Source organism: Ramlibacter aurantiacus (assembly GCF_016722895.1).
Taxonomy (GTDB): domain Bacteria; phylum Pseudomonadota; class Gammaproteobacteria; order Burkholderiales; family Burkholderiaceae_C; genus Ramlibacter; species Ramlibacter aurantiacus.
In genome coordinates, this window is sequence record NZ_JAEQNA010000002.1 from 337298 (window position 1) to 358951 (window position 21654).

Genomic DNA, 21654 nt, shown 5'->3' on the forward strand with positions numbered 1-21654 from the left:
GTGGTTCGGCCGCGGGCGCCCCCGACCTGCGCGGGGACGAACCCGCCTCAGGTCTTGGAGAGGTCCTCGCGTCCGCTCGAGCGCCGCGACTGGCGCACCAGCCCCTCCAGCATGGCGGGCAGATCGCTCCCGATCCGGATCAGCTCCATCTGGTCGGCATTCATGAAGCCAGCCTTCACGGACGACTGCAGGAATGCGTGCAGCGGCGCGTAATAGCCATTCACGTCGAGCAGTCCCACGGGTTTGTCGTGGTAGCCGAGCTGGCGCCAGGTCCAGACCTCGAAGAACTCCTCGAAGGTGCCGATGCCGCCGGGCAGCGCCAGGAAGGCGTCGGCGCGCTCGGCCATCATGGTCTTGCGCTCGTGCATGCTGCTCACGATATGCAGTTCGTCGCAGTCGCGCTTGGCCAACTCGCGGTCGACCAGGCCCTGCGGGATCACGCCCACGACCCGCCCGCCGGCTTGCAGGGTGGCGCTCGCAGCGGCGCCCATCAGCCCCCGATTGCCGCCGCCGTAGACCAGCTGACCGCCGCGCTGGCCGATCCACTGGCCGACGGCCCGTGCCGCGTCGAAATACGGCGCGGCCACGCCGTCGCGCGAGCCGCAGTACACGCAGATGGAGAAGGTCGGGTTCATCGCTGCACCTCCCGGGGCACCAGCCGGGTGCCGGCGAGGACGTCGTGCAAGAACTGGCGCTGCGGATGCATCCGGCTGAGCAAGGCCCAGAACGCGACCCATGCGACGACGAAGACCATCAGCGGCCCCATGGCGAGCTGGTGGCCTCCGAACGCCGCCAGCGGTGGCAGCAGCCAGATCCAGCTGTAGACGTAGCGAAGGAACGCGCGGCCATAGGTCAGGCGCCGGCCGTACCGGTCCACGATGCGGATGCGCCAGGTGCGCATGGCCAGGGTTTCGCCGTGGACCCAGCACCACATGAAGTACACGCCCAGCACCACGAACAGGAACGCGATGAACAGGGGCCGATTGCTCAGCGCGTGCCGCATCTGGGTGGTGATGCTGAACACGAGCCCGGCGGCCACCAGCACGCCGAACAGCAGGACGCCTTCGTACAGCCAGCAGGCCATGCGCCGCCACACGCCAGGGGCGGTGAGCGGGTCCAGCGCGGACGCGTCGGAGCGGGCCGCGACGGGCCCCGAGTCTTGGGTCACATTCATTCCGGGATCAGGGGAGGGTTTTCGGCGGCTCGGCCCGGGGCCTCGATGCGCACGGCTCGGGTGTCGTGCGCATCGGGCCGCGGCACCACCGCCAGCTTGTCAGGAGATACCGGCCGGACGGGCGCGGCCGTGGCGGGAGGGCGGCGTTTGGCGTCGTTAGCAAGCCGGCGCTTTTCTTCGGCGCTGAGCGATTGGTAGGCCTCCCACTTGCTCTTTCGCTCGTCGGGCGAGACCTGCTGCGCTTCGCCGAAGTTGAGCCGGGCGTGGGCGCGCTGCTGCGGCGTGAGCGCGGCCCACTCGGTCATGCGGCTGTGCAGCTTGGACCGCTCCTCGGGCGACAGTGCCTCGAAGTTGCCGGCCAGCGCCAGCCACTTGCGCTTCTGGCTCACGCTCAGGCGAGGCCAGCTGGCGGCCAGTGGCGCCAGGGCGCGGCGTTGGGTGGCATCGAGTTCGGCCCAGGCCGGCTGGCTGGCCGGACGCGCCACCTTGGCCGGCGCCGCGCCGATCGCCGGTGCGGTGGCGGGAGCGGTCGCGGTGGCGTGGACCGCCACCCAGCCTGCGCCCAGCGTGGCGACGAGGACCAGCTTCACCAGCGAAGGACGGAACGGCATGCGGCAGGGCGACACGCGTTACTGCTCCCGCCGCAGGAAGGCCAGGAAGCCGGGATCGGTGTAGGCCGCCGGGGGGAGCTCGTCGGTCAGCAGGGCCGCATCGACCTCGGCCACCTGCCGCGCGCGGGCATCGGTCTGCAGCAGCTGGATGGCGACCAGTCCCGCCACCAAGGCGAGCAGCGGCACGGCCGATACCAGCCGCCCCCACAGGCCCAGTGCGCGGTCGCCCACGCCCAGGCGCCCGTCGGCCCCGGCCGACTGCTGGACACGCAGCGGACGGACATCGTCGCGCTTGCGCCGGGCCAGGGCCTGTTCGCGAGCGGCCCGCAGGCGCTCGGCCGTGGCGTAGGGCAGGGCGTCGATGCCTTCGCCCAGGCGCGCGGCCACTCGTTGGCCGAATGCATCGGCCGCGATGTCGCGGCGGTTTGCGTGGTCGGTTTTCATGCGTTGATCCCCCGGGCCCTCAGTGCCTTGCTCAGAGCCTGAATGGCGCGAAAGCAGTGTTGTTTGACGCTCCCTGCGGTGCAGCCCATCGCTGCGGCCGTCTCGGCCACGTCCATCTCCTCCCAGTAACGCAGCAGGAAGGCCTCGCGTTGACGCGCCGGCAGCTCCTGCAACTGAAGCTCGATTTCGCGCAGCACCTGCATGCGGCGTGCCGAATCTTCGGCACTTTCGACGCGCTGGGATGGATCCTCGGCCAGGTAGGCATCCAGGAAGTCGATCTCACCGCCGTCTTCCGGTCCCTCCAGATCACTCAGCCGGGTGACGTGCGCATTGCGTGTCTTGCGGCGTCGAAACCAGTCGAGCGTGCTGTTGGTGAGGATGCGCTGGAACAGCATGGGCAACTCGGCCGGCGGCTTGTCGCCATAGTGCTGGGCCAGCTTGATCATGCTGTCCTGCACGATGTCGAGCGCAGCTTCCTCGTCCCGGACATGGAACAGCGAACGCTTGAACGCACGCTTTTCAACGCTCTTGAGGAAGTCCGAAAGTTCGTGTTCGGTGGCCAAGGAGAAGGCGGCGGATGTTGCTCGAAGGTGCCGCGCTCGCGGGCTGGCCCGGCCGTGGCGGGGCGTGGAATTATCTCATCCGCCGCGCACTGGCAGGGCTTGCTGCGGTGCGATAATGCACCGGCAAGTCAAAAGGCAAACGAGCCCTGATCCGGCAGCGATCCGCCGCCCATGGTCCGGTGCTCTAAGTCCCGACGCTGCTTCACGAGAGTGGGCGAAGGGGCACCCCACGTTTTTCGTCAGAGAAAAATCGAAAGGTTGATCATGGAAGTCTCCAAGGCCGAAATCACCTCGGCAGCCGCCGCTGGCGCCGCATCGCAGGACCTGCGGGGCGCCGAAATCCTCGTCAAGTCGCTGCAGGCCGAAGGCGTGAAGTACATCTGGGGCTATCCCGGTGGCGCCGTGCTGCACATCTACGACGCGTTCTACAAACAAGACACCATCCAGCACGTGCTGGTGCGCCACGAGCAGGCGGCGGTGCACGCGGCCGACGGTTACGCCCGCGCCACCGGCGAGGTGGGCGTGGCCCTGGTCACCTCCGGCCCCGGCGTGACCAACGCGGTCACCGGCATCGCCACCGCCTACATGGACAGCATCCCGATGGTGATCGTCACCGGGCAGGTGCCCACGGCGGCTATCGGCCTCGATGCCTTCCAGGAGTGCGACACCGTCGGCATCACCCGGCCCATCGTCAAGCACAACTTCCTGGTCAAGGACGTGCGGCAACTGGCCGACGTCATGCGCAAGGCCTTCCACATCGCCCGCAGCGGCCGACCCGGTCCGGTGGTGGTGGACATCCCCAAGGACGTCTCGTTCAACAAGACCGCCTGGACCGGCTATCCGGCCAAGGTCGAGATGCGCTCGTACAACCCGGTGCGCAAGGGGCACTCCGGCCAGATCCGCAAGGCGCTGCAGCTGCTGATGGCGGCCAAGCGGCCCTACATCTATACCGGCGGCGGTGTGATCCTGGCCAATGCCACGGCCGAACTGCGGCAGCTCGTGGACATGCTGGGTTACCCCTGCACCAACACGCTCATGGGCCTGGGCGCCTACCCGGGCACCGATCCCAAGTTCCTGGGCATGCTGGGCATGCACGGCACCCTGGAAGCCAATAACGCCATGCAGAACTGCGACGTGCTGCTGGCCGTGGGTGCGCGCTTCGACGACCGCGTGATCGGCAACCCCAAGCACTTCGGGCAGAACGAACGCAAGATCATCCATATCGACATCGATCCGTCGAGCATCTCCAAGCGGGTGAAGGTCGACATCCCGATCGTGGGCGACGTCAAGGACGTGCTCACCGAGCTGATCGGCATGATCCGCGACGGCGGCCACAAGCCCGACACCCAGGCTCTTGGCGACTGGTGGGACACGATCGAGGGCTGGCGCAAGCGCGATTGCCTGCGCTACGACCGCAACAACCAGCAGGTGATCAAGCCGCAGCACGTGATCGAGACGCTGTGGAATCTCACCCGCGGCGTCGACACCTACGTCACCTCCGACGTCGGCCAGCACCAGATGTGGGCCGCGCAGTTCTACAAGTTCGACGAGCCGCGCCGCTGGATCAACTCGGGCGGACTGGGCACCATGGGCGTGGGCATCCCGTACGCCATGGGCATCAAGATGGCCAAGCCCGATTCCGAGGTGTATTGCGTGACCGGCGAGGGTTCGGTGCAGATGTGCATCCAGGAGCTGTCCACCTGCCTGCAGTACAAGACGCCGATCAAGGTGCTGTCGCTGAACAACCGCTACCTCGGCATGGTGCGGCAGTGGCAGGAACTCGACTACGAGGGCCGCTACAGCCACAGCTACATGGACGCGCTGCCCGACTTCGTGAAGCTGGCCGAGGCCTATGGCCATGTCGGCATGCTGATCGAGCACCCGCGCGATGTCGAGCCGGCGCTGCGCGAGGCGCGCAAGCTCAAGGACCGCACCGTCTTCATGGACTTCCGCACCGACCCCACCGAGAACGTGTTCCCGATGGTGCAGGCCGGCAAGGGCATCACCGAGATGCTGTTGGGGTCCGAGGACCTCTAGCGGCCAGCCTTTTCCACACCCACCCGTCCCTGCAACGAATCTATTGCCCGCCGAGCCTGCGCATTACCGTGCGCGGGGGAGGGCGGCGAAAAGAGGAGTGAACCCATGAAGCACATCATCGCCGTCCTGCTCGAGAACGAGCCGGGCGCCTTGTCCCGCGTGGTCGGCCTGTTCTCGGCCCGCGGCTACAACATCGAGTCGCTGACCGTCGCGCCGACCGAGGATCCGTCCCTTTCGCGCATGACGCTGCAGACCTCCGGATCGGACGACGTGATCGAGCAGATCACCAAGCACCTGAACCGCCTGATCGAGGTGGTGAAGGTGGTCGACCTCACCGAAGGCGCCTACACCGAGCGCGAACTCATGATGGTCAAGGTGCGCGCCGTCGGCAAGGAGCGCGAGGAGATCAAGCGCATGGCCGACATCTTCCGCGGCCGCATCATCGACGTGACCGACAAGAGCTACACCATCGAGCTGACGGGCGACCTCGGCAAGAACGACGCCTTCCTCGAAGCCATCGACCGCACCGCCATCCTCGAGACGGTGCGCACGGGCGCCAGCGGCATCGGCCGCGGCGAGCGCATCCTGCGCGTCTGAAGAATCCCCAGGCTCGGTCGCGTCCGTTCGGATCGAGCCTGTCGATCGAGCCCTTCGACAGGCTCAGGCCGAACGGCGACCAACCCCATTCAACCCGGAGAGAGAGAAATGAAAGTCTTCTACGACAAGGACTGCGACCTGAGCCTGATCAAGGGCAAGACGGTGGCCATCATCGGCTACGGCTCGCAAGGCCATGCCCATGCCCAGAACCTGAACGACAGCGGCGTGAAGGTGGTGGTGGGCCTGCGCAAGGGCGGCGCGTCCTGGGACAAGGTCGGCAAGGCCGGCCTGACGGTGATGGAAGTCAACGAGGCGGTGAAGGCCGCCGACGTGGTGATGATCCTGCTGCCCGACGAGCAGATCGGCGACGTGTACCGCAACAACGTCGAGCCCAACATCCGCGAAGGCGCCTCGCTGGCCTTCGCCCATGGTTTCAACGTGCACTACAACCAGGTGGTCCCGCGCGCCGACCTCGACGTCTGGATGGTGGCGCCCAAGGCCCCGGGCCACACCGTGCGTTCCACCTACACCCAGGGTGGCGGCGTGCCGCACCTGGTGGCCGTGCACCAGGACAAGAGCGGCAAGGCCCGTGACCTGGCCCTGTCCTATGCCATGGCCAACGGCGGCGGCAAGGCCGGCATCATCGAGACCAACTTCAAGGAAGAAACCGAGACCGACCTGTTCGGCGAGCAGGCCGTGCTGTGCGGCGGCGCCGTCGAGCTGATCAAGATGGGTTACGAGACCCTGGTCGAGGCCGGCTACGCGCCCGAGATGGCCTACTTCGAGTGCCTGCACGAGCTCAAGCTCATCGTGGACCTGATCTACGAAGGCGGCATCGCCAACATGAACTACTCGATCTCCAACAACGCGGAGTACGGCGAGTACGTGACCGGCCCCGAGGTGATCAACGAGCAGTCGCGCGTCGCCATGCGCAATGCCCTCAAGCGGGTGCAGAGCGGTGAGTACGCCAAGATGTTCATCCTGGAGGGCCGCATGGGCTACCCCAGCATGACCGCGCGTCGCCGCAACACCGCCGAGCACAGCATCGAGAAGGTGGGCGCGCAGCTGCGCGCCATGATGCCCTGGATCGCGAAGAACAAGCTGGTCGACCAGACGCGCAACTGATGTCCAGCGGCCGCGAGGCCGTTCGACAAGGGGCTAGGGCCTGGGGGCTGGGGGCTGGGAGAAGGACACGCGTGCCGGCTGTTCCCCAGGCCCTGGAACCCAGGCCCTAGCCCCTGGTTACACTCAAAAGATGCATGACGGATCCAACCCGCAACCGACCGACACACCCGATGGTGTCGTGGTTCGCAAGCGCCGCAAGGGCATCTACATCCTTCCGAACCTGTTCACGCTCGGCGGGCTCTTCGGTGGGTTCTATGCCGTCGTGATGGCCATGAACGGCCGCTTCGACCTGGCGGCCGCGGGAGTGTTCGGGGCCATGGTGCTGGACAGCCTCGATGGGCGCGTCGCCCGCATGACCAATACGCAAAGCGCCTTCGGCGAGCAGATGGATTCGCTCGCCGACATGGTGTCCTTCGGCGCGGCGCCGGCCCTGATCGCCTACGAGTACGCGCTGCGGGGATTGGGTCGCTGGGGCTGGATCGCGGCGTTCGTCTACTGCGCTTGTGCCGCATTGCGACTGGCGCGCTTCAACGTCAACACCGGCGTGGTCGACAAGCGATGGTTCCAGGGGCTGCCGTCGCCCGCGGCGGCGGCCCTGGTCACCGGCTTCATCTGGCTCCTGAACGACTATGGCTTCGAGCGCGGCTCGGTGTCGTGGGCCATGTTCGCGCTGGCCTTGTATGCGGGGCTGACCATGGTCACCAACGTGCCGTTCTACAGCTTCAAGGACATCTCCATGAAGCGCTCGGTGCCCTTTGCGGTGATCGTGCTCATGGCACTGGCCATCGCCATCATCAACATCGATCCGCCCGTGGTCCTGTTCGCCCTCTTCGTGGTCTACGGCATCTCGGGGTATGTGGTCTACATCTGGCGCAAGTCAAAGGGCGAACAGACCAGCGTCATCAGTACATCCACCGATGAGCCGGACGAGCGTGGGCTGCATCGGTAATCGACCCGTGTGCTACATTCGGCCGTCATGAACCGCATTGCGCTGGCCCTACTGCTAATCCCCCCCGGGCGGAGACGGTAGCGCACGCGCAATCACCTGATCGACGGCCCGTATGCACCAGCAGCGGGCCGTTTTGCTTGGGGCTGCTGGTTCACATGAATTCCTGGAAAGACGCCATGTTGAAGAACCCTGCCAGCAAGTACCGTCCGTTTTCCCCGGTGCACCTCACCGACCGCACCTGGCCCGATGCCGTGATCAGCCGGCCGCCTGTCTGGTGCAGCGTCGACCTGCGCGACGGCAACCAGGCCCTGATCGAGCCGATGGACGTGGAGCGCAAGCTGCGCATGTTCAACGCGCTGGTCAAGATCGGATTCAAGGAAATCGAAGTCGGATTTCCGTCCGCCTCGCAGGTCGAATTCGATTTCCTGCGGCGGCTGATCGATGAAGACCGCGTCCCCCGCGACGTCACCATTCAGGTGCTCACGCAGGCCCGCGAGCACCTGATCGAGCGCACGTTCGAGGCCGTGCGCGGCGCGCGGCGCGCCATCGTCCACCTGTACAACGCGACCGCGCCGGTGATGCGCAAGGTGGTGCTGGGCCTGGACGAAGACGGCATCGTCGAGCTGGCGGTCACCCACGCCCGCATGTTCAACCGCCTCGCTGCGGCGCAGCCGCAGACCGAATGGGTGTTCCAGTATTCGCCGGAGATGTTCTCGGGCACCGAGTTGCCTTTCGCCAAGCGCGTGGTCGACGCGGTGACCGAGGCGTGGCAAGCCAGCCCCGGCCGCCCGTGCATCATCAACCTTCCCTCGACGGTGGAGCATTCCACGCCCAACATCTTCGCGGACATGATCGAGTGGATGCACCGCAACCTGGCGCGGCGCGAGGGCATCGTGCTGTCGGTGCATCCGCACAACGACCGCGGCACCGGCACGGCGGCCGGCGAGTTCGCGGTGATGGCCGGCGCGGACCGGCTCGAGGGCTGCCTGTTCGGCAATGGTGAGCGCACCGGCAACCTCGACCTGGTCAACGTCGCGCTGAACCTCTACACGCAGGGCGTCGATCCCGGCCTGGACTTCTCCGACATCGACGAGATCCGCCGGACGGTTGAATACTGCAACCAGCTGCCGGTGCATCCGCGCCACCCCTATGCGGGTGACCTGGTCTACACGTCATTCTCCGGTTCGCACCAGGACGCGATCAAGAAGGCGTTCGCCGCGCGCCGCGAAGGCGATATCTGGGACATGCCCTACCTGCCGCTCGATCCCAAGGACCTCGGCCGCAGCTACGAGGCGGTGATCCGCGTGAACAGCCAATCGGGCAAGGGCGGCATCGCCTACCTGCTCGAAAACGAGTACGGGCTGGAGTTGCCGCGCCGGCTGCAGATCGAGTTCAGCCAGGTGGTGCAGGGCGTGATGGACGCCACCGGCAAGGAGCTGTCGGCGGCGCAGATCTTCGATTTGTTCGAGCGCGAATACGGCACCAAGCGCATCCAGGCGCCGGCGCACCAGGTGGAGGCTGCCGAGGCCGGCTCGTCCCGGCAGGTACACGTCCTGGCCCGGGTCGAGCTGGGGGGCGAAGGCCTCGAGATCAGCGGCGCCGGCAACGGCCCCATCGACGGCTTCGTGGCCGGCCTGCAGCAGGCCACGGGTGAAGCCGTGCGCGTGCTCGACTACCACGAGCATGCGGTGGGCGAGGGCGCGAGCGCCCAGGCCGTGGCCTACCTGGAGCTGCGGGTGGGCGAGCAGACCTTGTTCGGCGTCGGCATCGATGCGAACATCGTCTCGGCCTCGCTCAAGGCCATCATGAGCGGTGTCGAGCGCGCTCGCGCGCGGCGCCACCAAGGAGAGGGCGCATGCCAGACCAACTGATCATCTTCGACACCACCCTGCGCGACGGCGAGCAATCGCCCGGCGCTTCCATGACCAAGGAGGAGAAGCTGCGCATCGCGCGGCAGCTCGAGCGCCTGAAGGTGGACGTGATCGAGGCCGGCTTCGCCGCCAGCTCCAACGGCGACTTCGAGGCCGTGCAGGCGATCGCGCAGTCCATCAAGGACAGCACGGTGTGCTCGCTGGCTCGGGCGAACGACCGCGACATCTCGCGCGCCGCCCAGGCCCTGGCGAGCGCCGAGCGTGCGCGCATCCACACGTTCATCGCCACCTCGGCGCTGCACATGGAGAAGAAGCTGCGCATGACGCCCGAGCAGGTGCTCGAGCAGGCGCGGCTTTCGGTGCGCTTCGCGCGCAACCTTTGCGCCGACATCGAGTTTTCGCCCGAGGACGGCTATCGCAGCGATCCCGATTTCCTCTGCCGGGTGCTCGAGGCTGTCATCGCCGAAGGGGCCACCACCATCAACGTGCCTGACACCGTGGGCTATGCGGTGCCCGAGCTGTATGGCCACTTCATCCGCCAGCTGCGTGAGCGTGTCCCCAATTCGGACCGGGCGATCTGGTCGGTGCATTGCCACAACGACCTGGGCATGGCCGTGGCCAATTCGTTGGCCGGGGTGAAGATCGGCGGCGCGCGGCAGGTGGAGTGCACGATCAACGGACTGGGCGAGCGGGCCGGCAATTGCGCGCTCGAAGAGGTCGTGATGGCGGTCCGCACGCGCCGCGACTACTTCGGGCTGGACGTGAACATCGACACGCGGCACATCGTGCCCGCCAGCCGCATGGTCAGCCAGACCACCGGCTTCGTGGTCCAGCCGAACAAGGCCGTGGTGGGCGCCAATGCGTTCGCCCACGCGAGCGGCATCCACCAGGATGGCGTGCTCAAGGCGCGCGACACCTACGAGATCATGCGCGCCGAGGACGTGGGCTGGTCGGCCAACAAGATCGTGCTGGGCAAGCTCTCCGGGCGCAACGCGTTCAAGCAGCGCCTGCAGGACCTGGGTGTCCAACTGGAGAGCGAATCCGAGGTCAACGCCGCTTTCGCCCGCTTCAAGGAACTGGCCGATCGCAAGAGCGAGATCTTCGACGAGGACATCCTCGCCCTGGTGATCGCAGAGGACACGGCGGCACACCAGGAGCGCTTCGGCTTCGTGTCCCTGTCGCAGCACAGCGAGACCGGCGAGCGCCCGCACGCCAGCATCGTCTTCACCATGGACGGCAAGGAGGTCAGGGGCGAGTCCGACGGCAATGGCCCGGTGGACGCTTCCCTCAAGGCCATCGAGAGCCATGTGCGAAGCGGAGCCGAGATGGTGCTTTATTCGGTGAACGCGATCAGCGGCTCCACCGAGAGCCAGGGCGAAGTGACCGTGCGTCTGCAGGACGCCGGACGCGTGGTCAACGGGGTGGGCGCCGATCCGGACATCGTCGTGGCATCTGCCAAGGCGTATCTAAGTGCTTTGAACAAGTTACAAAGTAAAGCTGATCGGGTGGCTGCACAAGGTTAGTTGCAATATCTATAATTCGGAAACGTTCTTAGGAAACGCGCCTAAGTCGTTGATAATTGGCGATAAAACAAGCGGAGTTAATCCTTTTGCAGTATTTGCAAGAGGATGTCTCCCCCAGCCATAGCCGAATGAAGAAATGCAATGACCAAACACTTGAAGCGTTTTGTACATGTTGTTGCAGCAGCCCTGATCCTCGGCGGGTTCGCGCCAGCCGTCGCCACCGCCGCTCCCAAGAAGCCGACGGTCGTCAAGAAGAAGGTGGCCGCCAAGGCCAAGCGCGTCGCAGTGAGGGCGCGTGCCGTCGCCCCAAGTGCAGCGGCCCCCGCCCGTGTGTCCTACGCGCAATTGGCCGGCTTGCACGCCACGCAGGATGAACTCGACCTGAAGTCCGCCGTGGCCCTGGTCATCGACCAGGACACCCACGAAGTGCTGCTGTCCAAGAATCAATCCGCGGTGCTGCCCATCGCCTCGCTGACCAAGCTGATGACGGGCATCGTCATCAGCGAGGCCAGGTTGCCGATGGACGAGGTGATCACCATCACCCAGGACGACGTCGATACTGAAAAATGGAGCGGTTCGCGGCTTCGCGTGGGCACGCAGCTCACCCGCGCCGAGGCGCTCCATTTGGCGCTCATGTCCAGCGAGAACCGCGCGGCCAATGCGCTCGGGCGTACCTATCCGGGCGGTCTCGCGGTCTTCGTCGAGAAGATGAACGCGAAGGCGCAGCAACTGGGCATGCTGACCACCACGTATGTCGAGCCCACCGGCTTGTCCAGCCGCAACCAGTCCAGCGCCAAGGACCTGGCGCTGCTGGTGCATGCCGCGTCCGCCGACCCGCTCCTGCGCGAGTACTCCACCTCGCCCAGTTACCAGGTCGCCGTGGGCAAGCACACGCTGCAGTACAACAACACCAATCGGCTGGTCAAGCATCCCGATTGGGAGATCGGCCTGCAGAAGACCGGCTACATCTCCGAGGCCGGCCAGTGCCTCGTGATGCAGGCGCAGATCGCCGGCCGCAAGCTGATCATGGTGTTCCTCGACTCGGCCGGCAAACTCAACCGGATCGCCGACGCCGAGCGCGTGCGGCGCTGGGTGGAAAACCACGCGTCCTCGGGCCAGGGCATGGCCTTGTCGCGCTGAGCTGTCGCGCCCCACCTCGAGACAAACGGCCCCGATGGGCCGTTTGCCGTTTCAAGCCACGCGCAGGCTGGGCGGCCGGTGCCCCAGCGCGTTGGAGATTTCCTTGGCCGTAGCCTGCAACTTGGCCAGCCAGCTCTCGTCCAGCCGGTCGGCCGGCGCCGAGATCGACAGCCCGGCCACCAGGCGGTCTTGGTCATCGTAGATGCCGGCGGCCATGCAGCGCACGCCCAGTTCCAGTTCCTCGTTGTCCCGGGCCATACCGTATTGGCGAGCCTTGGCGAGTTCACGCTCGAGCACCGGCAGCTGCGTGATGCTGTTGCGGGTATGGCCGGCCAAGCCGGTGCGGGTGGCATACGCGCGCACCCGCTGCGGATCGTCGGCCGCCAGGAACAGCTTGCCCGTGGAGGTGAGGTGCAGCGGGGCGCGAGCCCCGATGGCGCGCACGACCTGCATGCCGGAGCGTTCGCTGTAGGCCCGCTCGATGTAAACGATCTCGTCGCCCTGTCGCATGCTGAGGTTCACCGGTTGCTGGATCTGCCGGTGCAGCTCGCGCATCGGGCCCAAAGCCGCGTCGCGCACGTTGAGCCGGGCCTTGACCAGGTTGCCCAGTTCCAGCAGCCGCATGCCCAGCCGGTAGCTGCCGGCCTCCGGCCGGTCGACGAAGCGGCCGACCGCCAGGTCGTTCAGGATGCGGTGGGTGGTCGACGGGTGCAGCCCGGTCCGCTCGGCGATCTCCTTGAGCGGCACCGGCTCCTCGCGGGAAGCCAGCACGTCGATCAGCGCGAACATGCGCTCGATCACCTGGATGGTCGGCGTGACGGCCTTGGGTCTGTCGGCGTGTTTCATGGGGCTCCAGTCGTGTGGCCCCATTTTACGTTGTGAAAATCAGTAGGCCGGATCGGCGGGCGTGGCAGGCGTCCAGACGCCGTCGCGCAGCACCTCGAAGGGGCGGAAGCGCGACTTGTAGTTCATCTTCGGGCTCTCCTGGATCCAGTAGCCCAGGTACACGTGCGGCAGCCCGAGCTGGCGCGCCTGCTCCACCTGCCACAGCACGCTATAGGTGCCGTAGCTGGCCGCTGCATCGGGTTCGTAGAAGGTGTACACGGCCGAGAGGCCGTCGCCCAGCACGTCGAGGATGGACACCATTCGCAGCGCACCCGGACTGCCATCGGCCTGCGTCTCGCGGAACTCCACCAGTCGGGAGTTGACCCGGCTTTGCAGCAGGAACTGCGTGTACTGGTCGATGCTGTCGTGGTCCATGCCGCCGCCGCAATGCCGGCCGCTCTGGTAGCGCAGGTACAGCTGGTAATGCTCGGGCACGAAGCACAGCTTGAGCACCCGGGCCTGCAGGTTGCGGTGTCGCCGCCAAGCGCGCCGCTGGCTTCGATCCGGACTGAATTCATGGGCCAGCACGCGCAGCGGAACGCAGGCCTTGCAGCCGTCGCAATACGGTCGGTAGGTGAACATCCCACTGCGACGGAAGCCCCCGACCACCAGGTCGGAGTACGCGTCGTTGTGGATCAGGTGGCTGGGCGTCGCGACCTGGGAGCGGGCCTGCTTGCCGGGGAGGTAGCTGCAAGGGTAGGGCGCAGTCGCATAGAACTGCAGTGTCTGGAGAGGAAGATCCTTCAGCAGCGTCACTCTGGGCCCTTCACGAGCGGAAGTTGGCGCCAGTATACGGGGTCGAATCGCCAAGGCAGCGCGGGCCCGGTGCCCTGCCGTGCGACGCTCGCGACGAAGGCCGCGCGATCGATTTCCCGCGCGCCCAGGGAGGCCAGGTGCCGCGTGTTCTGCTGGCAATCGATCAGCTCCACGCCTTGCGCCCGGCAGAAGGCGACCAGGCCCGCCAGGGCAATCTTCGAGGCGTCCGGCACCCGGGTGAACATGGATTCGCCGAACACCGCGCGGCCGATGCCCAGGCAATAGAGGCCGCCCGCCAGTTCGCCGTCGATCCAGGTCTCCACGCTGTGCGCCCAGCCGGCATGGTGCAGCGCCTCGTAGGCCTGCACCATGGCCGGCACGATCCAGGTGCCCGACTGGCCCTCGCGCGGGCTGCCGGCGCAGGCCCGGATCACCGCCGGAAAGTCGCTGTCGAAACGCAGCTCGCAGCCGGGCGCCTGCACGAAGCGCTGCAGCGTCTTGCGCAGCGAACGGTGAAGCCGGAACTCGCCCGGGAACAGCACCATGCGCGGATCGGTGCTCCACCAGAGGATCGGCTGGCCCTCGCTGAACCAGGGGAAGATGCCGTGGCGGTAGGCGCGCAGCAGCGTGTCGACGTCGAGCGTGCCGCCCGCGGCAAGCAATCCCGGCGCCGGCGCGGCCGGTCCCCAGGCCAGGCTCGGATCGGGAAACGGATCGCCCGGCTCCAGCCAGGGCAGCGGTGGCTGGCGGCGAGGCGTCATGCGGACCAGGTCCAGTGGTGGATCGTCACCGGCGGCATCGCGCCGCCGGTGGCGACCGCAGCGCTCCACGAGCCCGCCTGCTCGAACGCGCGCACCGACCAGTCGCCTTGCCGAAGGCGCGCATGGGTGGACGCCAGCAGGCGGGCCTCGGCGCCGACGTCCACGCTGACCTGCCGCACCTCGTCGGACAACCCGCACCCCGCCGCCTTGAGCAGCGCCTCCTTGCGCACCCAGCAGCGCAGCCGCGCGAGCGGCCGGCTTGCCGGATCGCAGGCCGCGATCGCCTCGCGCTCGGCGGGGCTGAGCACGGCATCGAGGCTGTCCTCGCCCTGCACCGCCACTGCACCAACGTCCCAGGCCTCGATGTCCACGCCCACCGGCCTCGACTCCGCCAGCCCCACCAGGCCGAAGCCGGCCGAGTGAGAGAGGTTGAATTCGAGCGCGTCGTGGGGCGGCGCCAGCGCCGGCTTGCCTTCGGCGCCGCCGACGAAGCGCAACTCGTGCGGCTGGCGGCCGAGCTTGCGGGCGAGCAGGCTGCGCAGCGCCACGTGCGCCGCGATATAGGCCAGCCGATCGGCCGGCCTGCGGAAGCGCGCGGCCCGGCCCCGCTCGGTCGCGTCCAGGCATGCCTGCACCCGATCGGCGGTGTCGGCGGTGATCCGCAGGGGAACGTGCCAGAGCTCCATGCGGCCGATTATCGACAGCGCCCCGGTGCCGCCTCAGTGCGGCGGGTGGGCGTGCCCCGGCTCGAAGCTGTGCGGCGTGCGGGCCTGGTGGCAGGGCACGCGCTCGAGCTGCACGGTGCTGTGGTGGATGCCGAAGTGGCTCGCCAGGCGTGAGCGCAGGCTCTCGAGCATGGCGTCCATGTCGGCCACGCCCTCGGTCACCACCACGTGCACGCTCAGGCTGATGGTGCGGGTTCCCAGCGACCACACGTGCAGGTCGTGCACGCTGCCGACGCCCGAGGCGGCCAGCAGGTCCTGCTCCACCGCCTCGGGTTCGATGTGCTCGGGCGTGCCCTCCAGCAGCACATGGGTGCTGGCGCGCAACAGCTGCCACGAGCGCGGCAGCACCCACAGCCCGATCGCCGCGGCCACCAGCGCGTCCACCCACTGCCAGCCGGTGAAGTGGATCACCATGGCCGCCACGATCACCCCCAGCGAACCCAGCATGTCGCTCCACACCTCCAGGTAGGCACCGCGCAGATTGAGGCTGGTGTCCTTGTCGCCGTGCAGCAGGGCCATGGCGGCCAGGTTGGTCAGCAGGCCCAGCACCGCCACGCCGCCCATGACGGCGGTGGCCACCTCCGGCGGCTCGAAGGCACGCCGCACCGACTCGACCAGGATGTAGCCGGCCGCCAGCAGCAGCAGCACGGCATTCAGGGCAGCGGCCAGCACCTCGAAACGGTGGTAGCCGAAGCTCCGGCGGGCATCGGCCGGTCGCCGGGCCAGCCGCGCCGCGGATAGGGAGATCGCCAGCGCCGCGGCGTCGGTGAACATGTGCGCGGCATCGGACAGCAAGGCCAGGCTGCCCGACACCCAGGCGCCGACCAGCTCGATCAGCAGCACCGTGCAGGTCAGCGCCAGTGCGATGGCCAGGCGCCCGGTGGGCGGGTCGGCGCCGCCGTGATGGTGATGTGCGTGATCGTGTCCCATGCGCCTCGGTCACCTGGCCCGCCCGGGCGCCATGGCCGGGGCCGGCCGTCGCCCAGGCGTGACGGTCAGCTCGACCCGTTCGTCCCGCCGGTTCACCTCGAAACGCACGGGCGTACCCGGCCGCAGGGCCGACACGGCACTGAGCAGCTCGTGCGTGGATCGGATCTTCTTGTCGCCCACGGCTTGCACCACGTCGCCCACGCGCAGCCCGGCGGCGTCGGCAGGGCCGCCCTGGACCACGCCGGTGATGGCCACGCCCTCGCGCACGCGGCTCTGCAGGGTGCGGGCCACGTCGGGTGTGAGCTCGATCGTCTGCACGCCGATCCAGCCGCGGGTGACGCGGCCTTCCTTGACGATGCTCTCCAGCACCATGCGCGCGGTGGACACCGGAATGGCGAAGCCGATGCCCATGTGCCCGCCCGAGCGCGAATAAATGGCCGTGTTGATGCCCACCAGGTAGCCGCGCGAATCGACCAGGGCGCCACCCGAGTTGCCGGGGTTGATGGCGGCATCGGTCTGGATGAAGTCCTCGAAGATGTTGATGCCCAGCTCATTGCGGCCCACCGCGCTCACGATGCCGCTGGTCACGGTCTGCCCCACGCCGAACGGATTGCCGATGGCCAGCACCAGGTCGCCCACGCGCAGCTCGTCGGAGTTGCCCAGGGTGATCGCGGGCAGCCCCTCGAGCTCGATCTTCAGCACGGCCAGGTCGCTCTCCGGGTCGGTGCCCACCAGGCGGGCTTGCGCGCGGCGGTCGTCGTTGAGCACCACCTCGATCAGGTCGGCGCCTTCGATGACATGGTGGTTGGTCAGCACGTAGCCCTCCGGGCTCACGATCACCCCGCTGCCCAGCCCCGCCGGTGCCTGTTCGTTCTGCCGGCCGTAGAAATAGCGCCGCCACGGATTGGTGGAGTCCATGCCCCGGGCGGTGTTGATGCTCACCACCGCCGGCGATGCCCGCTGCGCCGGACCGCGCAAGCTCGACAGTGCAGAGCCGCTCAGCGCAACGGGTGGCGCGGTCTGCAGCGTGACCGGGCCGCTGGACGACGGCATGGGTGCCCCCGGCTGCCAGTCCGGCTTGAACACCAGCGCGACCAGGACCAGGGCCAGGAAAACGGTGACGGCCTGCGAGAACAAGAGCCAGAGTCGCTTCATCGAAGGTGCGGCGGATGGTCTGTCGATGCTTGCGGGAGGTGACCTGCACGAAGTGCAAACGCAGCATATCGGCAATCAGTCGCGCCGTGGCGGCGCCGCCAGGGCCGCGCGCTCAGGGCTCGCCGGCCATCACCAGGCCTTCGATCGCGTGCTTCTGCACCATGGGTTCCAGCCGCTCCACCACGCGGCACACCAGGCGCTCGCGCACCAGCAACGGCAGCGCCTGGTGGAAGTCGCGGGTCACCGTCAGGTCGTGCAGCGCCGCGTGGCCCGCCCCGGGCGCGTCGTAACCGAGCACCAGCACCGGCCGGGCGACCGGCGACAGGTGTTCGGTGCCGCGATGCAGCGTCAGCGCCGAGCGACAGCTGATGTCGCCCGCCTGCGGGTACTTGCGCACGGCACGGGCCGCGTAGCCGGGCCAGAGCTCGGGCGGCGGGAACATGAGGTGCTTCCAGTCGCGCCCATCGTCCCATTGCGTGCCGTGCGCCACCTCCAGCGGCCCCATGTCGGGCGTCACGTCCACACCCGTGACGTTGAAGGCCAGCGCGGTGATGCGACGGTCCTCGTAGCTCTCGCGCGGCGACGGGAAGTCACGGTGCCAGGGCTGGTAGCGGGCGCCCTGGAACGGCACGTCCAGCCCGATCTCCACGATCTCGTAGCGTGGACCCAGCACCGCCTCGGCCATGCCGTGCACCCACGGATGCGTCACCAGCTCCATGAAGCCGCTGAACGCCTGCGGTGGCGCTTCGACGTACCAGCGCCGCGGGCCGCGCCCCACGGCTCCACCGGGGCGCTGGATCGCGTCCCAGAACGCGCTCATCATGTCCTCGCGCAGCCGATCGACGAACGCGCGCGTGAACGCGCCCCGGCAGGCGGCGATGCCGTCCCGGTACAGGGCCTCGACGTCGGCGCGCAGCGGGTCGGATCCGGCGGGTTCATGGGCGTTCATGGCAGTGCTCTCCTGGGTGCGGACTCCACCGTACAGGGGCCCTTCGCCCCGCGGCGTGGCGTCTTCGGCCAAAGCCCCCCAGCTCACCGGAGCCGGGAATATGCACGCCCTACTCCCACCAGCTCCGCTGCGCCGCCTCGCCCAGGCGCAATGGCGAGGTGGGTACCGCCACGCAGGGCAGGATCCAGCCCTGCGCCTTTTCCTCCGCCGTCAGGCCCGGCCATTCGACGAGATAGCGCACCGTGCCCTGCAGCAGTTGTCGCATGCAGGTGCGGCACGTGCCGTTGCGGCAGGAACTCGGCAGGGCGACGCCGGCCTGCGCGGCCGACACCAGGAGCGGCACGTCGGTCGCCGCGTCGAACGCCTGGCCGGTCGCGTGCACCACGACCTCGTGGCGATGGGAGCTGGACATGGCGCGATGTTAGGGGCGCGGTGCGCGCCGGCCGGCGACCCGCGACGACAATGCCCCAGCCATGTCGAATCCTCATCTGCTCTCCTGGGCTTTGCTGGCGGTCGAGGCCGGCGCCACGCTCGCCTTCGCCTTGTCGGGCCTGCTGGAGGCCGCGCGCAAGCAGCTCGACGCGGTCGGTGTCTGCCTGGTCGCCGGCCTGGCCGCGTTCGGCGGCGGTACGCTGCGCGACGTGCTGCTCGACCGCCGCCCGTTCTTCTGGGTCACGCACTCCAACTGGTTGTGGGGCCTGCTGGTACTGTGCGTCGCGGCCATGCTGTTCCTGCGGGCGCGGCACTTCGCGCCCACCGAAAAAGCCATGCAATGGCCCGATGCGATGGGCCTGGGGCTGTTCAGCGCCAGCGGCACCCAGCTCGCCCTGGGCCAGGACCTGCCCGGCATCGTCGCCGTCTTCATGGGCGTGATCACGGCCACCTTCGGCGGCGTGCTGCGCGACATCGTGTGCAACGAGATCCCCACCGCCTTGCGTGACCACCGCCCCTATGCCGTCTGCGCCTTCATCGGCGGCTGGGTCCTCATCGGGGTGCAGCAGGCCGGGCTCTCCCCGGGGCTGGCCCTGCTGGTCGGAGCGGCCACCGCCAGCGGGCTGCGCGCCGCCGCGCTGCTCAGCGGCTACACGCTGCCGCGCTGGAGCTCGGGTGCCGAAAGGCGGTAGGACCGCAGGGCCGGCTCACGCGCTGCGGGCATGGGCCAGGATGGTGTCCTTGACCGCCACCAGTGCCGGGTCTTCCAGCAGCGCGGCACGGCACCACAGGTAGGTGTGGCGGGGTTGCGGGCGTGCCGGCAGGGCGAGTTCGCGCAGCGGGAACATCGGCCGCAGCAGCCGCAGGGGAAAGTGCGGCAGCACGGCCAGGTGCCGGCCTTGCATCAGCAGGCGCATCAGCATGAACACCTCGCCAAGAACCGTGATCTCGGTGGCCGGCGTGTGGATGCCTGCCTCGCCCAGCATCTCTCGCACCGGCTGGTCGAAGGGCGAGGCCGATCCCATGCTGATCCACTTGATGCCATCGGTGGCCGACGGGCTGAGCACGCCGCCCGCCGCGAGCGGGTGCGCCTCGCCGCAGAACACGCCCAGGTCGTCCTCGATCATCAGGAAGCGTTCGATGCCCGCCGGCGGGCGCTCCAGCCACGACGGGGCGATCACCAGGTCGTGCCGGCCGTCGATGAGCTGGTCCACCAGCAGGTGCGGCCGGTCGCTCTGCAAGGTGAGGTGGGCGTGCGGGTGGCGCTGCAGCAGCTCCTGCGCCAGCCCGGGGAGCAGGGCAGCGCCGATCAGCGGACCGGTGCCCAGGCGCACCGTGCTGCGCAGGCCGCTGCGGTGGCGGGCGGTGGTCTCGGCCGCGTCCTTGAGCCGACGCGAGATGGCCCGGCCCTCGCGAGCCAGCAGTTCGCCCAAGGGCGTGCTGCGCACCCCGAAGCGGCTGCGTTCGAACAGCTTGCCGCCGGCCTGCGCTTCCAGGGCCTGCATGTTGTGCGTGAGCGTGGGCTGGGTCAGGTGCAGGTGGCGGCTGGCCTGGCTGATGGACCCGTGTTCGAGGATGGCCGCGAGCTGGACCAGGTGGCGAGGATCCATAGAAAAACTGCAAACCAAAAAAGCGAATGCCAATTTTACAAATGGCAGGTCGTGACCTAACCTTTCCGACCCATGCAGCAGCCGCACATCATCTACATCGTGGCCGACGACCTCGGCTACGCCGACCTGGGTTGTTATGGGGGGCGCGGTGACGCGGTTTCCCCGCGGCTCGACGCGCTGGCCCAAGGCGGCCTGCGCCTGACCGAGGGCTACGCCAACTCGCCGGTCTGCTCGCCCACGCGCTTCGGCCTCATGACCATGCGCTACCAGTACCGCATCCGGGGCGGCCTGGAAGAGCCGATGGGCAGCCGCACCAGGAACCTCGCGGCCATGGGCCTGCCGCCGCACATGCCCACCTTGCCGTCCCTGCTGCGCCAGGCCGGCTATGCCACCGCGCTCATCGGCAAGTGGCACCTGGGCAACCCGCCGGCATTCGGTCCGCTGAAGTCGGGCTACGACGAGTTCTTCGGCGCCTACGGCGGCGGCGTGGACTACTTCACCCACTGTGCCAACAACGGCAGCCACGACCTCTTCGCCGGCGAGGCCGAGACGCACGAGGTGGGCTACCTCACCGACCTGCTGTCGCGCCGCGCGGTCGACTACGTCGAGCGCATGGCCACGGGCGGCAAGCCGTTCTTCCTCAGCCTGCACTACACGGCGCCGCACTGGCCCTGGCAGACGCGCGACGACGCGCGCACCTCGGCCGACCTCGCCGGGCGCCTGTTCCACCTGGACGGCGGCAATGTCCACAGCTACCACCGCATGATCCAGCACATGGACGAAGGCATCGGCTGGCTGGTCGAGGCCCTGCGCCGCAAGGGCGTGCTGGACCACACGTTGATCGTCTTCACCAGCGACAACGGCGGCGAGCGCTTCTCGGACAACTGGCCGCTGGTGGGCGGCAAGATGGATCTCACCGAAGGCGGCATCCGCGTGCCCTGGATCGCGCACTGGCCAGCGGTCATTCCCGCCGGCAGCGTGAGCCGCCAGCACTGCATGACCATGGACTGGTCGGCCACGCTGCTGGAAGTGGGCGGCGGCCAGCCCGATCCGGCCCATCCGCTGGACGCGGTGTCGCTGGCGCCGGTGCTGCGCGATCCCTCGCACCGCTTCGAGCGGCCCCTGTACTGGCGCATGAACCACCGGCAGCAGCGCGCGCTGCGCCGGGGCGACTGGAAGTACCTCAAGGTCGACCAGCACGAATACCTCTTCAACCTGGCCGCCGACGAGCGCGAGCGGGCCAACCTGGCCCCGCGCGAGCCGGAACGTTTTGCGCAGATGCAGGCCGACTGGCTCGCCTGGAACGAGAGCGTGCCCCCCATCCCCGACGACGCCGCGGTGAGCGTCGGCTATTCGGCCAAGGACATGCCACAGCGCTGAAAGCGAACACCCTCTTCACTGACCTACCAGGAGACGA

The 21654-nt window shown here is 68.1% G+C and carries 23 protein-coding genes; 9 read left to right on the top strand and 14 right to left on the bottom strand.

From position 1 onward, the window contains the following. Nucleotides 1-47 precede the first annotated feature (47 nt). From JI739_RS09390 to JI739_RS09410, 5 genes are read right to left on the bottom strand one after another with little or no spacing between them, the layout of a single operon-like run. The gene (locus JI739_RS09390) at nt 48-635 is read right to left on the bottom strand and encodes an LOG family protein (RefSeq protein WP_201683622.1); all 588 of its coding nucleotides are present in this window, start codon (nt 633-635) and stop codon (nt 48-50) included. After that, nucleotides 632-1168 carry an RDD family protein gene (locus JI739_RS09395; RefSeq protein WP_354003701.1) on the bottom strand — a complete coding sequence of 179 codons (537 nt, stop codon included), beginning with the start codon at nt 1166-1168 and terminating at the stop codon, nt 632-634. The genes JI739_RS09390 and JI739_RS09395 overlap by 4 nt, the downstream gene beginning before the upstream one ends. A 2-nt stretch (nt 1169-1170) precedes the next feature. Then, the gene (locus tag JI739_RS09400; RefSeq protein WP_201683748.1) at nt 1171-1785 is read right to left on the bottom strand and encodes a DUF3106 domain-containing protein; all 615 of its coding nucleotides are present in this window, start codon (nt 1783-1785) and stop codon (nt 1171-1173) included. An 18-nt stretch (nt 1786-1803) separates the two neighbouring features. After that, the gene (locus JI739_RS09405; protein ID WP_201683624.1) at nt 1804-2229 is read right to left on the bottom strand and encodes a DUF3619 family protein; all 426 of its coding nucleotides are present in this window, start codon (nt 2227-2229) and stop codon (nt 1804-1806) included. Beyond that, nucleotides 2226-2792 carry an RNA polymerase sigma factor gene (locus tag JI739_RS09410; RefSeq protein WP_201683625.1) on the bottom strand — a complete coding sequence of 189 codons (567 nt, stop codon included), beginning with the start codon at nt 2790-2792 and terminating at the stop codon, nt 2226-2228. Before JI739_RS09410 ends, JI739_RS09405 begins: the two co-directional genes overlap by 4 nt. A gap of 264 nt (nt 2793-3056) precedes the next feature. On the opposite strand from JI739_RS09410, the gene JI739_RS09415 reads away from it, so the two are divergent. From JI739_RS09415 to JI739_RS09445, 7 genes are all read left to right on the top strand, one after another. Next, complete coding sequence (locus tag JI739_RS09415; protein WP_201683626.1) at nt 3057-4829, top strand: acetolactate synthase 3 catalytic subunit; 1773 nt, start codon at nt 3057-3059, stop codon at nt 4827-4829. Nucleotides 4830-4934: 105 nt separating this feature from the next. Further along, a complete protein-coding gene (gene ilvN, locus JI739_RS09420; RefSeq protein ID WP_201683627.1) occupies nt 4935-5426 on the top strand; it encodes an acetolactate synthase small subunit in 492 nt (163 codons plus the stop codon). Between the two features lie 108 nt (nt 5427-5534). After that, nucleotides 5535-6551 carry a ketol-acid reductoisomerase gene (ilvC, locus tag JI739_RS09425; protein ID WP_201683628.1) on the top strand — a complete coding sequence of 339 codons (1017 nt, stop codon included), beginning with the start codon at nt 5535-5537 and terminating at the stop codon, nt 6549-6551. A 130-nt stretch (nt 6552-6681) separates the two neighbouring features. After that, a complete protein-coding gene (gene pssA, locus JI739_RS09430; RefSeq protein WP_201683629.1) occupies nt 6682-7500 on the top strand; it encodes a CDP-diacylglycerol--serine O-phosphatidyltransferase in 819 nt (272 codons plus the stop codon). Nucleotides 7501-7676: 176 nt separating this feature from the next. After that, complete coding sequence (gene leuA, locus JI739_RS09435) at nt 7677-9371, top strand: 2-isopropylmalate synthase (RefSeq protein ID WP_201683630.1); 1695 nt, start codon at nt 7677-7679, stop codon at nt 9369-9371. Continuing rightward, nucleotides 9356-10894, top strand: a complete 1539-nt coding sequence (locus tag JI739_RS09440; RefSeq protein WP_201683631.1) for a 2-isopropylmalate synthase — start codon at nt 9356-9358, stop codon at nt 10892-10894. The genes leuA and JI739_RS09440 overlap by 16 nt, the downstream gene beginning before the upstream one ends. Nucleotides 10895-11035: 141 nt before the next feature. Beyond that, the gene (locus tag JI739_RS09445; protein WP_201683632.1) at nt 11036-12034 is read left to right on the top strand and encodes a serine hydrolase; all 999 of its coding nucleotides are present in this window, start codon (nt 11036-11038) and stop codon (nt 12032-12034) included. A gap of 51 nt (nt 12035-12085) precedes the next feature. Here the strand turns inward: JI739_RS09445 and JI739_RS09450 are convergent, their stop codons facing one another. The 8 genes from JI739_RS09450 to JI739_RS09485 form a co-directional block, all read right to left on the bottom strand. After that, nucleotides 12086-12880, bottom strand: coding sequence for an IclR family transcriptional regulator (locus JI739_RS09450; protein ID WP_201683633.1), 795 nt, complete (start codon nt 12878-12880; stop codon nt 12086-12088). Between the two features lie 39 nt (nt 12881-12919). Then, entirely contained in the window at nt 12920-13675 is a 756-nt protein-coding gene (locus tag JI739_RS09455) for an arginyltransferase (RefSeq protein ID WP_201683634.1), read from the bottom strand. After that, a complete protein-coding gene (aat, locus tag JI739_RS09460) occupies nt 13672-14436 on the bottom strand; it encodes a leucyl/phenylalanyl-tRNA--protein transferase (protein ID WP_201683635.1) in 765 nt (254 codons plus the stop codon). The genes JI739_RS09455 and aat overlap by 4 nt, the downstream gene beginning before the upstream one ends. Beyond that, nucleotides 14433-15122 (bottom strand): 4'-phosphopantetheinyl transferase family protein, encoded by a 690-nt coding sequence (locus JI739_RS09465; RefSeq protein WP_201683636.1) that lies wholly within the window; start codon nt 15120-15122, stop codon nt 14433-14435. The genes aat and JI739_RS09465 overlap by 4 nt, the downstream gene beginning before the upstream one ends. A gap of 33 nt (nt 15123-15155) precedes the next feature. Next, nucleotides 15156-16091: a cation diffusion facilitator family transporter gene (locus JI739_RS09470; protein ID WP_201683637.1), complete on the bottom strand. Its 936-nt coding sequence runs from the start codon at nt 16089-16091 to the stop codon at nt 15156-15158. 9 nt (nt 16092-16100) lie between these two features. Next, nucleotides 16101-17246, bottom strand: coding sequence for a S1C family serine protease (locus JI739_RS09475; RefSeq protein ID WP_201683638.1), 1146 nt, complete (start codon nt 17244-17246; stop codon nt 16101-16103). 112 nt (nt 17247-17358) lie between these two features. Beyond that, complete coding sequence (locus JI739_RS09480; protein ID WP_201683639.1) at nt 17359-18195, bottom strand: phytanoyl-CoA dioxygenase family protein; 837 nt, start codon at nt 18193-18195, stop codon at nt 17359-17361. Nucleotides 18196-18304: 109 nt separating this feature from the next. Beyond that, nucleotides 18305-18607, bottom strand: a complete 303-nt coding sequence (locus tag JI739_RS09485; RefSeq protein ID WP_201683640.1) for a 2Fe-2S iron-sulfur cluster-binding protein — start codon at nt 18605-18607, stop codon at nt 18305-18307. A gap of 61 nt (nt 18608-18668) precedes the next feature. On the opposite strand from JI739_RS09485, the gene JI739_RS09490 reads away from it, so the two are divergent. Further along, nucleotides 18669-19319 carry a trimeric intracellular cation channel family protein gene (locus tag JI739_RS09490; RefSeq protein ID WP_201683641.1) on the top strand — a complete coding sequence of 217 codons (651 nt, stop codon included), beginning with the start codon at nt 18669-18671 and terminating at the stop codon, nt 19317-19319. A gap of 15 nt (nt 19320-19334) precedes the next feature. On the opposite strand, the gene JI739_RS09495 is transcribed toward JI739_RS09490, so the two are convergent. After that, entirely contained in the window at nt 19335-20237 is a 903-nt protein-coding gene (locus JI739_RS09495; protein WP_201683642.1) for a LysR family transcriptional regulator, read from the bottom strand. A 72-nt stretch (nt 20238-20309) separates the two neighbouring features. On the opposite strand from JI739_RS09495, the gene JI739_RS09500 reads away from it, so the two are divergent. Further along, nucleotides 20310-21617 carry a sulfatase family protein gene (locus JI739_RS09500; protein ID WP_201683643.1) on the top strand — a complete coding sequence of 436 codons (1308 nt, stop codon included), beginning with the start codon at nt 20310-20312 and terminating at the stop codon, nt 21615-21617. Nucleotides 21618-21654 lie beyond the last annotated feature (37 nt).

What these genes read in the sequence shown, in the direction of transcription:
- JI739_RS09445 (WP_201683632.1), top strand. Translation starts at nt 11,036, where the DNA reads ATGACCAAACACTTGAAGCGTTTTGTACATGTTGTTGCAGCAGCCCTG.
- aat (WP_201683635.1), bottom strand. Translation starts at nt 14,436, where the DNA reads ATGACGCCTCGCCGCCAGCCACCGCTGCCCTGGCTGGAGCCGGGCGAT.
- leuA (WP_201683630.1), top strand. Translation starts at nt 7,677, where the DNA reads ATGTTGAAGAACCCTGCCAGCAAGTACCGTCCGTTTTCCCCGGTGCAC.
- JI739_RS09490 (WP_201683641.1), top strand. Translation starts at nt 18,669, where the DNA reads ATGTCGAATCCTCATCTGCTCTCCTGGGCTTTGCTGGCGGTCGAGGCC.
- ilvN (WP_201683627.1), top strand. Translation starts at nt 4,935, where the DNA reads ATGAAGCACATCATCGCCGTCCTGCTCGAGAACGAGCCGGGCGCCTTG.
- JI739_RS09400 (WP_201683748.1), bottom strand. Translation starts at nt 1,785, where the DNA reads ATGCCGTTCCGTCCTTCGCTGGTGAAGCTGGTCCTCGTCGCCACGCTG.
- JI739_RS09405 (WP_201683624.1), bottom strand. Translation starts at nt 2,229, where the DNA reads ATGAAAACCGACCACGCAAACCGCCGCGACATCGCGGCCGATGCATTC.
- JI739_RS09495 (WP_201683642.1), bottom strand. Translation starts at nt 20,237, where the DNA reads ATGGATCCTCGCCACCTGGTCCAGCTCGCGGCCATCCTCGAACACGGG.
- JI739_RS09440 (WP_201683631.1), top strand. Translation starts at nt 9,356, where the DNA reads ATGCCAGACCAACTGATCATCTTCGACACCACCCTGCGCGACGGCGAG.
- JI739_RS09475 (WP_201683638.1), bottom strand. Translation starts at nt 17,246, where the DNA reads ATGAAGCGACTCTGGCTCTTGTTCTCGCAGGCCGTCACCGTTTTCCTG.
- JI739_RS09415 (WP_201683626.1), top strand. Translation starts at nt 3,057, where the DNA reads ATGGAAGTCTCCAAGGCCGAAATCACCTCGGCAGCCGCCGCTGGCGCC.
- JI739_RS09450 (WP_201683633.1), bottom strand. Translation starts at nt 12,880, where the DNA reads ATGAAACACGCCGACAGACCCAAGGCCGTCACGCCGACCATCCAGGTG.
- pssA (WP_201683629.1), top strand. Translation starts at nt 6,682, where the DNA reads ATGCATGACGGATCCAACCCGCAACCGACCGACACACCCGATGGTGTC.
- JI739_RS09500 (WP_201683643.1), top strand. Translation starts at nt 20,310, where the DNA reads ATGCAGCAGCCGCACATCATCTACATCGTGGCCGACGACCTCGGCTAC.
- ilvC (WP_201683628.1), top strand. Translation starts at nt 5,535, where the DNA reads ATGAAAGTCTTCTACGACAAGGACTGCGACCTGAGCCTGATCAAGGGC.
- JI739_RS09465 (WP_201683636.1), bottom strand. Translation starts at nt 15,122, where the DNA reads ATGGAGCTCTGGCACGTTCCCCTGCGGATCACCGCCGACACCGCCGAT.
- JI739_RS09390 (WP_201683622.1), bottom strand. Translation starts at nt 635, where the DNA reads ATGAACCCGACCTTCTCCATCTGCGTGTACTGCGGCTCGCGCGACGGC.
- JI739_RS09470 (WP_201683637.1), bottom strand. Translation starts at nt 16,091, where the DNA reads ATGGGACACGATCACGCACATCACCATCACGGCGGCGCCGACCCGCCC.
- JI739_RS09480 (WP_201683639.1), bottom strand. Translation starts at nt 18,195, where the DNA reads ATGAACGCCCATGAACCCGCCGGATCCGACCCGCTGCGCGCCGACGTC.
- JI739_RS09485 (WP_201683640.1), bottom strand. Translation starts at nt 18,607, where the DNA reads ATGTCCAGCTCCCATCGCCACGAGGTCGTGGTGCACGCGACCGGCCAG.